The following is a 12414-nucleotide window of genomic DNA, read 5'->3' on the forward strand; positions in this document are numbered from 1 at the left end:
TTGGGGGCACCGACCACGCATAGAAACTTGAGCGTCTCGAGAAATTGCGAGGGGTTCGTCACGCTGATGACACCGGTACGCGCGAACAGCGCCTCGTAAAGCTCGGTCGCGCCTGACAATGATCCGGTATGACTAACGGTCAATGCCGACCCGATTTCGGAACTGCCGGTCTTGAGCGCTACAACGGGAATGCCCTTGGACAATGCCTTGAGTGCAGCGCGTTCAAAACGGGGATGTCTTGCAACCCTTCGATGTGCAGACCAATGGCCCGCACCGCAGGGTCATCGGCAAAGACATCCAGAAAGTCCTCTTGGCCCAGCACCGCCTGATTGCCCGCAGACACCATATAGGCCAGCGGCAAGGAGCGTTGGCTCATGGTGATGTCCGATGAAAACATGCCCGATTGCGTGATGATCGCCGCCCCATATCCAGGGGACCAGCCGCCGTGTTCGAACGACCAAAGGGCGGCATTGTCGATGTAGTTGATAACCCCGTAGCAATTGGGCCCGATCAGCGCCATGTCACCTGTGGCATCAATCAGCGCTTGTTCGGCGGCCGTATCGCCAGTTTCCTTGAACCCCGCCGAGAAACACACAACCCCTCCTGCGCCCATCTGCTCGAGGGTTTGCAACGCCCCAACCACACCGTCCGCCGGAATTGCGAGGTAGACCGCATCGGGGGCCTCGGGCAGATCATTGATCGAGGCAACACATGGCAGCCCATCAAGCTCAGTCCTCTTGGGGTTCACGGCCCACATTTGTCCGGCAAAGCCACGCCTGCGCGCTTCGTTGATCGCAATAGTTGCATCGCGCCCGCCGACAAAAGCGATGTGGCGCGGCCTCAACAGGCGTTGGAAATTTGCGCGGCGTTCAGGGGTCATGCACCAAGCGGCCGCAAGATGGAGCGTGTAATGATGTGACGCTGGATTTCGCTTGTGCCGTCCCAGATACGCTCTAGCCTGCTATCGCGCCAGAAGCGTTGGATCGGCATTTCCTCCATCAACCCCATACCGCCAAAGATTTGCACCGCATCATCAGCAATCTTGCCCAGCATTTCCGCGCAATAGACTTTGACCATCGCCGCATCGGCATCACTCATCACACCTTTTTCAGCGCGGGCAACAGCGTCATTCACCAGCAGATCAGCAGCGCGCAGATTTCATCGCGCCATCCGCCAAACGAAAGCCCGTGGCCTGAAACGTGCCAATCGGCTTGCCAAATTGCTTACGCGTTGCCGCCCAATCGGTCGCCATCTCCAAAATGCGCTCAGCCTTGCCACAACAGGTAGCACCAACCCAGATGCGCCCCATCCCAAGCCACTTGCCGGACAGCTCCAGCCCATGCCCCTCTTGGCCCAAGACTTGCTCGGGCCCGAGGCGCACATTATCGAAATGCAACTCAAACGTCTTGTAGCCGCGATAGCTGACGCAGCGCGTGCCTTCGCGGCAGTCAAACCCAGCCATGCCGACGTCCACCAGAAACGCGGTCACCCGTTTGCGCGGCCCACGAGGCGTTTCATCGACCCCCGTTGCGGCAAAAACAATTGCGAAATCAGGCATGCAGGGGCCAGAGATAAAATGCTTGGAACCATTGAGGATCCAATCATCCCCCTCGCGGCGTGCATTGGTTTTCATACCCATCACATCCGATCCCGCGTCGGGTTCGGTCAGGGCAAACAATTCACGCTTTTCACCACGAACGGCAGGGAAAAGGTAACGCTCGCGTTGCTCTGCATCGCAGGCCATGAGCAGCTCGGTGGGTCGCGCCGCCCAGCTTTGCAGGGCATGGCTGGTCTTGCCATACTCCCGTTCAATGAGCGCCATTTGCGAGATACCCAAACCGCCGCCACCAACCTCTTCGGGTAAGTTGCAGGCATACAGACCCAGCTCTTTGGATTTTGCTTCAATCGCGCGCCCAATCTCTTCGGGGACATAGCCCAGACGGTCTACTTCGTCCTCATAAGGGAACATTTCGCTTTCGACAAAGCGGCGGACCGTGTTGATCAACAGGTCGCTTTCAACGGATGTTTCCATGTTCATAAGGTCCTCGCTTAAGATGCGCTATTGTTGGCGTTTCTGCGCGATTGGATCGCAAAGATCACAAAGGCGATGAAGGTGATGGCGATCAACACTACAGCGGCGGCTGCCACGGTAGGATCAGTGTTTTCACGGATGCCGTTCCACATGCGGCGCGGCAGGGTGTAGACGCTGAATTTCGAGATGAAAAGTGTCACGACAATCTCGTCCCAGCTGAGGATGAAGGCAAAGAGCGCGCCCGCAAACACCCCCGGTTTGATGGAGGGCAGGATCACCCGGCGCATGGTCGTCCAATTCGAAGCGCCAAGGTTTTTTGACGCCTGTTCGAGCTTGGGATCAAAGGTGGCCAGCGATGCGCTGACCGTGATCAGCACCATGGGGGCGGCAAGGATCGTATGGGCAAGGATCAGTCCCGCATAGCTGTCCAGCAGGCCCAGCGGTATCCAAAGGCGGTAGAACGCCATGGCCGAAATGATCTGTGGAATGATCAGCGGCAGCAGCAGAAAAGCGCGCACCAACTCGCTGTATTTAGATGACACCCGCCACAAGCCGATGGCGCAAAGCGTGCCAAGCGTTGTGGCCAACACCGACGTGGAGATAGCGATGACACCGCTTTGGAAAAAGCTCGACAGCCATTCTTCGCTTGTGAACAGTTTTTCAAAATGGCGCAGGGAGAATTCACCCTTTGGCATCGACAAAAACCGTTTTGGCGTCAGGGAAACGGGAATAGCGATCAGCGCAGGTGTCACCAGAAACAACAGCAGAACCCAAGCGCCCACACGGTTGAAAAGCGAGAACAGCCCGACCTTCATCGCCCTGCCCCCCCGAACACAGTGCTGAGTTTCATAAACCGCGACATGATCCACAGCATCGCCAGCACGCCAAACAGCATGCAGGCGGCCAGCATCGCAGCCGTCCCCCATTTCAGCGTCACCAGAAGCTGGACCGAAATATATTCAGCCACCATCAACACTTTGCCGCCGCCGAGCACGGCGGGTGTCACGTAAAACCCAAGGCTCAGGATGAACACCAACAAGGTGGAGGCTACCACCCCCGGCGTCGTCAGCGGCAGGTAAATCCGCCAAAATGTCTGGCTGCCCGATGCGCCCAGATTGCGCGAGGCATCCATCACGCGGCTGTCAATCGCCTGCATTGACACCAACAAAGGCAGCACCGCATAGGGGATCATGTAGTGGATCATGCCGATCAGCACGCCAAGTTCATTGCGCATAAACGCTATCGGTTCGGCAATCAGCCCGATGTCCTCAAGTGCAACGTTCACCAGCCCTTTGCGCCCCAGCAGCATCAACCATGAAAAGGTCCGCACAAGGATGGAAATCCAAAAGGACACAAGCAGCAACGTCAGCATATAATTCTTCTGGCGCTGGTGGCAGTGCACCATAGCGTAGGCAATCGAATAGCCCAGCGTGACGCTGAACATCGTCGTGATGATACAGATGCGAACCGTGGTCCAAAGAATGCGAACCAACGCATCGCTTTCGCCCAGCTTGGCATAGTTGCCAAACCCCGGTTCAGGGTCTGTGACACTGAGCCAAAGGATGTTCAGGATCGGACCCAAATAGAGGGCCACCACCAGCACCAACAAAGGCGCGATGATCAACCAGCCGGGATGTATGTGTTTGCGCAGGGCGTGCATTTGGGGTTCGTTTCAAAAAGGCCGCCCAACACCGAAGTGTCGGGCGGCAGGTCAGGAAGAATTAGCTTATCGCGTCGAGGAATGCGTTTACTGCATCACCGCCATTTTTGCCCCACCAATCGGGATCGTTATAGACGATCCTGTCGATATTCTTGGCAGATGTGATCGCATAATCCTGCTGATCTTCGGGGATTTCGCCAAAGGCCGCTGGGTTGGACGGCGTCATGCCAAGGCAATCAAGCAGAGCCAGTTGTGCTGGCACCTCCTGCGCGGTTGCGATGAACTGCATGACGGCGGCACCCGCCGGATTTCCCTTCGGCACAATGTAAGCACCCGGCATCGCCATGGCCTGATTGTTGACCAGTTTGTAACGCCCGTCAGTGTCATTCTCAATGTTCCGGCCCCGGTTTTGCCAGATCATCCCCATGGAGACTTCACCATTGACGCACATCGAATGTGCTTCAGATCCTGAGCCCCAATAGAGGCTGTCGTCTTTGATGGATTTAATCTTGGCAAGTGCACGGTCCATATCGAGGGGATAGAGCGCATCACCGGCCACACCGTCCGCCATCAACGCGGCCTCAAGTGATCCGTTGGCCCATTTATAAAGCGAGCGCATGCCGGGGAACTTGGCAGTGTCAAAGAAATCAGCCCAGCTTTGCGGTGGGTTATCGCCGTAGGCTTCGGTGTCGTAGACAAAAGCATAGCCATACAGGATGACCGAAACGCCATATTCAAGCGCATAACCGGGCAGGGTTTTGTCCTTGGAGACAACGGAATAATCAATCGGCTCAAGGTGTCCTGTTGGCCCAAGCGATACCGCGTTGAACAGGTCCGCGTCTGCCACGTCTGCGGTGACATTACCGCTGTCGACCATCTCTTTGATCTTGCCTTCCAGCGGGCCGGAGGTGTCGAACTTCAGTCCCTTGCCGGTGGACGCAGTGAACGCGTCACCAATGGCCGAACCGTGGCATTCCTCGGACTGACCACCCCAGTTCCACATAACCACGTGGTCTGCCGCAGCTTCGGCATCACCCGCCATTACAGCACTGAGTGCCACGCCAGACGCCCCGCAAAGGGCGAGGAATGTACGGCGATCCATGCGCCCTTCTTTGTAGGCAAGAGCACCATCGGTGAGCATTTCTTTCATGAACTGTTTGTCTTGCATTTTTAGTCCTCCTTATTGGTGCGCCGGAGTGTTTCCGGCTATTGTGTTGTGACGCCTTTTCGGCGCTCTGTTTTGAACTCTAAGTATCCTTTAATGCGACGGCGGCATCATCCTGCCAGAGCAGATCAACGACCGCGCCTTCGCTCAGCGTTTCCTGATTGCGCCAGACGTCGATATCGACTTCGATTTCGTCACCCTTAACGGTGTCGACAATGATCCGCTGCATGGAGCCGAAATAGGTGATGGTGCGGATAGTCCCACTGGTGCGGGCATCCACGCCACCTTGCCCCAAACGTAGGTCGATTTTTTCCGGCCGCAGCGCGTACATCTTGCCGCCTTGCGTGATGAAATTTGATTTCCCCAGAAAGCTGGCCGCAAACTTGGTGGCAGGGCGTTCGTACAATTCTTTGGGTGTGCCCACCTGCTCAACAGCACCGTCGCGCATGATCACAATGCGATCCGACATCGACAGCGCTTCTTCTTGGTCGTGGGTGACGTAGATAAATGTCGTGCCGACCCGTTTGTGAATGTCCTTGAGCTGTTCTTGCACCTCGACCCGCAGCTTTTTGTCCAACGCGCCAAGGGGTTCATCCAGCAACAGAACAGGCGGTGCAAAACACAAGGCCCGCGCCAAAGCGACGCGTTGTTGCTGGCCGCCCGAAAGTTGCGTTGGTTTGCGGTCAGCGAAATCCTGCAACTGCACCAGCTCCAGCATCTCATCGACACGGGCTTTGATCTCGGAGGCGGGGCGTTTGCGCACGCTCAACGCATAGCCAATGTTGTCGCGCACTGACATGTGCGGGAACAACGCATAACCCTGAAACACCATGCCGAAGTTGCGTTTTTCGGCGGGCACCTGCGCGATGGAGGCACCATCCAGCGCGATGTCGCCATTGGTGATGTCCAAGAACCCCGCGATCATCATCAGCAACGTTGTCTTGCCTGACCCCGAAGGGCCAAGCAGCGTCAAAAATTCGCCCTTTTCGATGTCCAGCGTGACACCGTCGACCGCTTGAAACGTCCCGAACATCTTGGTCACATCACGGATTTGTAGGCTTCCGGTTTTGGAGGGATCAGTCATCCGCGCCCCTCAGGCCCAACTTATTGCGCGCTTCCTGCGGTGTGACGATCCGACCGCCCATGCGTTCGATAATCTCGCGCGCACGGGTAACAAGCTGCCCGTTCGTCGCCAGCACTCCACGATCAAGATAGATGTTGTCCTCAAGGCCAACCCGCACATTGCCACCCAAGGCTACAGCAGCTGCCATCATTGGCATCTGGCCACGGCTGATCCCGAAACTGGCCCAGCTTGCGCCCTGCGGCAGTTGCGCTTTCATTGCGGCCATCGTCTCAACCGTCTGGTCCGCACCCCATGGGATGCCAAGGCACAATTGGAACATCGGCGGCGCGTTGATCAGCCCTTCTTCCACCATCGCCTTGGCAAAGCGGATATGGCCCAAGTCAAATACTTCCAATTCAGGCTTCACACCCCATTCCTGCACCAGCGCCGCCATTTTGCGCAAGCTAGGCGGGGTCGAGATATAAATCATATCGGTGTCGGAAAAATTCAGCGTGCCGCAATCCAGCGAACAAATCTCGGGCATGCATTCTTTGACATGGGCAAGCCGCTCTTCAGGGCCGATCATATCAGTGCCGGGGCCGGGCATCGCAGGGTCACTAGCGTCAGATATCCAATCGCCACCCATCCCAGCTGTGATGTTGATCACCACATCTGTGCCGCTGTCTCGTATACGGTCGACGATTTCCTTGAACAATTTCGGATCGCGCGACCCCTGCCCCGTTTCAGGATCACGGGCATGGATATGCGCAATAGAAGCGCCCGCTTTGGCCGCTTCGATCGCCGCATCTGCGACCTCTTTGGGTGTGACCGGGACATGTGGGCTTTTGCCGGTGGTATCCCCGGCCCCGGTGACCGCGCAGGTCAAGACGACGTCGTAGTTCATTCAAACAGGCTCCCCTTTTCCTCAGCTTGGCGCGCAGAGGTGCAAGATTTTTGTCGATTATTCGCCATATATTTTGCTATAGTGACGAAAAATTGCACCCCATCAAAAGGCAGTTACCCGTGGAAATCGATATCTCGCCCAAATTGGCACCTGCGCAAATTCACGTGGTCTTTATAGTTGTGCCAAGGTTCAACATCACCACGTTGATCACGATGATCGAGACGTTGCGAATCGCGAACTATCTCGCGCCTGTGCCTATCTTTTCGTGGGAAATCGCCTCCTTTGATGGCGCTAAAATTACCGCTAGCAACGGAATGACCACGACGGTCGAAGCTGCGGACGACACGTTGCAACCCGCCAAGTTTGCATTTGTTCTAGGCAGTTGGGGCACCGAACACTATGCGAACAAACTCCTCATAGCTTGGCTGCGCAAACGTGCCCGTACCGGCACCCGCGTCTGCGGGGTCGAGTTGGGTTGCTACATCGTTGCCCGCGCCGGTTTGTTGGACGGAAAGCCTGCGACGATCCACTGGTCATGGCTGAATGGGTTCCGCGAGACGTTCGACCGTATCGATGTGCGCGAGGGATTGTTTACGCTTGATAGCAAAGTGATGACCTGCGCGGGAGGATTGGCGGGCGTGGATCTGATGCTGCGCTTGATTGAGGAGCTTCAGGGCAGCAGTTTTTCCGGCGAGATTGCCGACCAGATGTTACACCACCCGATCCGCAATGCCGCAACGCCGCAACGAAGTACAATGGGGCGCAGCACAGAAACGATGTTGCCGCTGGTGCGCGAAGCGATGACATTGATCGAGAACAACATCGAAGAACCGCTGACCGTACCTGCAATCGCGAGCCTACTGGAGGTGTCACAGCGCCAGTTGGAGCGGCAGTTCAAAAAACATGTGGGGTGTACGGTAGTGCAATTCGGGTTGCTCAGGAGGCTGCAAAATGCGCGGCTTTTGCTGATCTCAACCCAGCTCAGCATCCGCCAGATCGCGACCGCCTCGGGCTTCAACACCCTGTCACATTTCGCCTATTCCTTCGGCAAGTTCTTTGACCGCCGCCCGTCCGACTATCGTGAGGCTTGGCCGGAAAACGAGCCTGCGCCCAGCTGGCCCGGTTCGCTTTCGGATTTTCTCAATACGCTCAATGGCAAGCAAGACAAAAATCAGGTGGACCGCGCCTGACGAAGCGCGTTTAACACGCCAACAATTTCGCGATCGCGCTGTGCGGCCATGTCCTCGAAATGGCGGTCCCCCGCAACAGCATTGCAGCCCTCTACCATCCGGTCGCGCAATTCTTTGGTCAATTCGGGGGCTTCCAGACGGGTCCAAGGCAGTTTCAACGCAGGGCCAAACTGATCCAGATTGGTCGCCATGCCGCCCGCGCCGCAGGCCACGTGAAACGCCATACATTGCCCTTGGGACACCATGCGCGGGGCGGGACCATTCATCAGCGCGATGTCGATGTCCTCCGGCGTGGCTTCGCCATTCGCCACCATATGCAGGGCCTCGCGCCAGAGCGCTTCTTGCAGGCGGGTGGCCACGAAACCGGGGATTTCTTTTTTCATCATCAGCGGCGCTTTGCCCGCGATTTTATAGAATTCACCGGCCCATGCCACCGCTTCGGGCGCGGTCTTTTTCCCGCCCACAATCTCGACCAATGGCAAGAGATACGGCGGGTTGAACGGGTGGCCGATCACCGTGCGTTCGGGCGTTGGGCAATCGGCCTGAATATCGCTCATCATCAGGCCCGATGTCGACGATCCGATCACAACCGACGGCGGCAGGATCGCTCCCATCTGCGCATAGAGCGCCTGTTTGATCTCCAACCGTTCTGGCCCGCTTTCCTGCACAAACTCGGCACCCTTCAGCGCCTGTTCCAGATCAGTGACAATGCGCAACCGGTCCAGCGATGCGCCTTCTGCTAATCCCAATTCAGTCAGACTGATCCAAGCAGTTTTGAGGATCGACATGAAAGCGTCGGTCTCGGCTACATTATGCAGATATGCGGTTACGTCATAGCCACGTGCCAGAAAATGCGCGGTCCAACCGCCGCCAATGGGGCCCGCGCCCAGACTGGTCACACGCGTCACGGAGTGAGGATCAGGATACATCATTCACCTTTGAAATTCGGTTCGCGTTTTTCCATGAAGGCCGCAACGCCTTCTTTGGCATCCGCAGATTTCAACATCTTGCGGTAGACTGGCATCGGGTCCGTGCGCATTTTGTGAAATGCTTGTTCCAGCGGCACACATTCTATTTCGCGCTGCACTTCCTTGACGGTTTGCATAGCCAAAGGGGCGGACCATGCGATCGACGCCGCCCATTCACGCGCGGCATCCATCAGCTGTTCTTTGGGCACAACCTTGTTGACCAGCCCGTAATGCGCAGCCTCAGTAGCCGACATACGACGCCCTAACAAAAACATCTCCATCGCGATGTTATGTGGGATGCGGCGTGGCAGGCGCTGCAAGGCGCCTGCATCCGGCACAATCCCCAAGGGCATTTCAGGAAGGCCGAATTCCACATGATCCGCCGCGATCAGCAAATCGCAGCCCATCGCCATTTCGAACCCTCCGCCAATCGCCAACCCGTTAATGGCGGCAATCACCGGTTTGTTCAGCGCCCAGTTTTCTGTCAATCCGGTGAAGCCGCCAAAGCCGTATTCATCGGCCTCCCACCAGTTATCAAGGCTCATCTCGCCATCATTCAGCGCCTTAAGGTCCCATCCCGCTGAAAAGATCTTGTCTCCGCCGCCTGTCAGAATAGCGCAGCGCAGGTCTTTGTCTTCATGCAATTCCTGAAAAGCAGCGGCCAAGGCCTGCGAGGTTGACACGTCTATTGCGTTCACCTTGCCGCGTTCCAGCGTCACTTCAAGCACATGGCCGTCGCGATGTGTCGTTACACCTGTCGACATAAGGGTGTCTCCTTCTTCAAATTCAGGACTTAAATTCTGGCATGACTTCTTTACAGAACATCCGCAGCGAGCGTTTTTGCGCATCATGGCTTAGCCCCATCGAGGCGTAGTAGATGAACTCGTTCACCCCCAAGGCCTGATACTTTTTCAACTTTTGGATGACCGTGTCGGGGGAGCCGAACATCAGGTTTTCCTCCAGCATCGCGGGGTCATATTGCTCGCGGCCTTCCAATTCGTCCAACGGCAGCGCAGCAGGAAAACCGTTGACCACATTGCCCGCGTTACGAAACAGGTTTTCGAATTGGCTGAGCAACCTGCGGATGGCTTTCAGCCCCTCTTGGCGGTCAGCCTCGTTGTCGTAAAGGCACGCATGGCGCATCAATGCAAAGCGCGGGATCCAGCCATTGTCGGCTTTCACAATCGCCTCGTTCAGCTGCTGCATGTAAAGCTCGGCTTCGGCAAAAGGACGGGTTAGCGGCCAGCAATTGACATGACATTTCTCGCGCATGGCATAGTCGTATGTAATGGGCGAGCGGGCCGAGACCCAAACAGGCACATCCGGCTGCACCGGTTTGGGTACCGACGTCGATGTCGGGAAGTTCCAGAATTCGCCCTCATGGGCATAATCACCACCCCAAAGCGCGCGCACCGCTGGCAGCATTTCTTGCATATAGCGCCAGGCATCTGACTGTTTCAGCCCCGGTTTCATCCGGTCAAATTCCCGCTGGTACGCGCCCGATCCAATACCAAACTCCAGCCGTCCACCGCTGATCAGATCAACAAACGCCGCCTCGCCTGCCAGATTGATCGGATGCCAATAGGCCGCTGTCGCCACCGCAGTGCCCAACCGGATGCTGCTGGTTTCGGTGGACCACCACGTCAGCAATTGAAAGGGATTGGGCGCAATCGTCATCTCAAGCGCGTGATGTTCGGCGGACCAAACGATGTCAAACCCGCCCTCTTCGGCAATCTGCACCATCTCAAGCGTATGGCGGGCGACGTCTTGCATATCAAGACTGTCGTCGATCCGCTCCATGTTCACAGCCAGTTGGAATTTCATCTTAATTCTCCTTCATCGGGTCTTGGGTCGCCTTAGCGCATCACAAACGGGTTCGAGATTGGTTCATCCGAGGTATTCACCCAGATCGTCTTGGGGCGGGTGTAATCATAGATCGCCTGAAACCCGCTTTCGCGGCCATAGCCCGACCCCTTGACGCCCCCAAATTCCGCAATTGGAGACACCACCCGGTAGGTGTTCACCCAGACAATGCCCGCCTGAACGGCATTGGCCATGCGCAGCGAACGCGCAGAGTTTTGCGTAAAGATGCCCGCCGCCAACCCATGTTCGGAATTGTTGGCCAGCTCCAGCACCTCTTCTTCCGTCTTGAAACGCTGCACCGACAGAACAGGCCCAAACAATTCGGTATCCACGATCCGCAAATCCTGACGAGGGCAATCAATGATCGTGGGTTCGTAAAACAAGCCACCCATGCCATCCGGTTGCTTGCCCCCCGCAAGGATTGTTGCGCCCTGCTCTTGTGCATGGGTCACCTCGCGCTGGATATTCTCCAACTGGCCTTGCGTGCACAGCGGGCCCATCTGAGTTTCCTCCGCCAGCGGATCGCCGATCACAATCTGGCGGGTCAGCGCTGTCATCTTCTCCAGAAATTCATCTGCGATATCTTCGTGCAGATATAGTCGCGACCCCGCGACACAGCTTTGCCCCGTCGCCCCGAATATCCCCGCGATCGAGGCGTTGACCGCGCTTTCGATATTGGCATCATCAAAAACAATGAACGGGGATTTCCCGCCCAGCTCCAACGACACTTCGGCAAAGTTGCGTTTCACGTTTTCGAGCACATGCCGCGCAGCATTTGGCCCGCCGGTAAACGACACACGCGCCACCAAAGGGTGCCCCGTCAATGCGCGACCACAAGGTTCACCATGCCCCGTGACAATGTTCACAACACCCGGTGGTATGCCTGCTTCTTCAATCAGTTTTCCAAATTCCAGCATTGCGGCACTTGCGTGTTCCGACGCCTTGAGCACCACGGTATTGCCCGCCGCCAAGGCCGGCCCCAGTTTGACCGCCACCAAAAACAGTTGCGAGTTCCACGGCACCACCGCGGCCACCACGCCCAGCGGTTCACGCTTGGTGAACACAAACATGTCGGGCTTGTCGATGGGCAGGGTCTCGCCACTGACCTTGTCGGCGCAACCGGCGAAAAAGTGGAAAAACTCGGCGATGTACTTGGCCTGCCAGCGGGTTTCCTTGAGCATCTTGCCGGTATCAAGAGATTCCGTACGCCCCAAACCCTCTGACTGATCCGCCAGCAAATCGCCCAGCTTGCGCAGGCATTTGCCGCGCTCCGTCGGCGTCATCTTTGCCCATGGCCCTTCGGTAAAGGCATGATGCGCAGTTTCCACGGCGCGGTTAACATCGGCCTCTGTCGCCTCTGGCACACGGCTCCATATCTCGCCAGTGGTGGGGTTTACGCTGTCAAACGTACCGCCATCAGAGGCATCCACCCAATCGCCATTGATCAGCATTTGATAACTTTTGATGTCGCCCATTGCGCAAACCCTCCCTGATTTGATTCCCATTCAAGGCTGGTTTCGCACTTAGGGCACGGGAAAAAACGACACCACTTGTCGAAAAATCCGAAAC

General features: G+C 56.7%; 12 protein-coding genes and 1 pseudogene. 1 reads left to right on the plus strand and 12 read right to left on the minus strand.

Translation table 11 applies throughout. The features are described 5' to 3' along the window. Positions 1-80: 80 nt before the first annotated feature. The 8 genes and pseudogenes from ACMZ66_RS13750 to ACMZ66_RS13785 form a co-directional block, all read right to left on the minus strand. Positions 81-880: pseudogene (locus ACMZ66_RS13750) on the minus strand (CoA-binding protein); the annotation flags it as partial. Then, on the minus strand, positions 877-1134 hold the full coding sequence (locus ACMZ66_RS13755) for an acyl-CoA dehydrogenase family protein (RefSeq protein ID WP_416937835.1): 258 nt from the start codon (positions 1132-1134) through the stop codon (positions 877-879). The pseudogene ACMZ66_RS13750 and the gene ACMZ66_RS13755, both read right to left, overlap by 4 nt. A 7-nt stretch (positions 1135-1141) precedes the next feature. Beyond that, entirely contained in the window at positions 1142-2032 is an 891-nt protein-coding gene (locus ACMZ66_RS13760) for an acyl-CoA dehydrogenase family protein (protein WP_416937837.1), read from the minus strand. Between the two features lie 17 nt (positions 2033-2049). Then, on the minus strand, positions 2050-2901 hold the full coding sequence (locus tag ACMZ66_RS13765) for an ABC transporter permease (RefSeq protein WP_416937839.1): 852 nt from the start codon (positions 2899-2901) through the stop codon (positions 2050-2052). Next, positions 2844-3692, minus strand: coding sequence for an ABC transporter permease (locus ACMZ66_RS13770; protein ID WP_416937841.1), 849 nt, complete (start codon positions 3690-3692; stop codon positions 2844-2846). Before ACMZ66_RS13770 ends, ACMZ66_RS13765 begins: the two co-directional genes overlap by 58 nt. Before the next feature lie 61 nt (positions 3693-3753). After that, positions 3754-4860, minus strand: coding sequence for an extracellular solute-binding protein (locus ACMZ66_RS13775; protein WP_416937843.1), 1107 nt, complete (start codon positions 4858-4860; stop codon positions 3754-3756). 79 nt (positions 4861-4939) lie between these two features. After that, the gene (locus tag ACMZ66_RS13780) at positions 4940-5941 is read right to left on the minus strand and encodes an ABC transporter ATP-binding protein (protein ID WP_416937845.1); all 1002 of its coding nucleotides are present in this window, start codon (positions 5939-5941) and stop codon (positions 4940-4942) included. After that, positions 5934-6824, minus strand: a complete 891-nt coding sequence (locus tag ACMZ66_RS13785) for a 3-keto-5-aminohexanoate cleavage protein (RefSeq protein WP_416937847.1) — start codon at positions 6822-6824, stop codon at positions 5934-5936. Before ACMZ66_RS13785 ends, ACMZ66_RS13780 begins: the two co-directional genes overlap by 8 nt. 119 nt (positions 6825-6943) lie before the next feature. Between ACMZ66_RS13785 and ACMZ66_RS13790 the strand changes: the two genes are divergently transcribed. After that, entirely contained in the window at positions 6944-8014 is a 1071-nt protein-coding gene (locus ACMZ66_RS13790) for a GlxA family transcriptional regulator (protein WP_416937849.1), read from the plus strand. On the opposite strand, the gene ACMZ66_RS13795 is transcribed toward ACMZ66_RS13790, so the two are convergent. From ACMZ66_RS13795 to ACMZ66_RS13810, 4 genes are read right to left on the minus strand one after another with little or no spacing between them, the layout of a single operon-like run. After that, positions 7996-8946 (minus strand): 3-hydroxyacyl-CoA dehydrogenase NAD-binding domain-containing protein, encoded by a 951-nt coding sequence (locus ACMZ66_RS13795; protein WP_416937851.1) that lies wholly within the window; start codon positions 8944-8946, stop codon positions 7996-7998. The genes ACMZ66_RS13790 and ACMZ66_RS13795 overlap by 19 nt on opposite strands. Then, a complete protein-coding gene (locus tag ACMZ66_RS13800) occupies positions 8943-9746 on the minus strand; it encodes a carnitinyl-CoA dehydratase (RefSeq protein ID WP_416937853.1) in 804 nt (267 codons plus the stop codon). The genes ACMZ66_RS13795 and ACMZ66_RS13800 overlap by 4 nt, the downstream gene beginning before the upstream one ends. Positions 9747-9768: 22 nt before the next feature. Beyond that, positions 9769-10806: an LLM class flavin-dependent oxidoreductase gene (locus ACMZ66_RS13805; protein WP_416937854.1), complete on the minus strand. Its 1038-nt coding sequence runs from the start codon at positions 10804-10806 to the stop codon at positions 9769-9771. Positions 10807-10838: 32 nt separating this feature from the next. Further along, the gene (locus tag ACMZ66_RS13810; protein WP_416937856.1) at positions 10839-12350 is read right to left on the minus strand and encodes an aldehyde dehydrogenase; all 1512 of its coding nucleotides are present in this window, start codon (positions 12348-12350) and stop codon (positions 10839-10841) included. Between the last annotated feature and the right edge of the window lie 64 nt (positions 12351-12414).

The organism is Thalassospira sp., from assembly GCF_048059015.1.
Taxonomy (GTDB): domain Bacteria; phylum Pseudomonadota; class Alphaproteobacteria; order Rhodospirillales; family Thalassospiraceae; genus Thalassospira.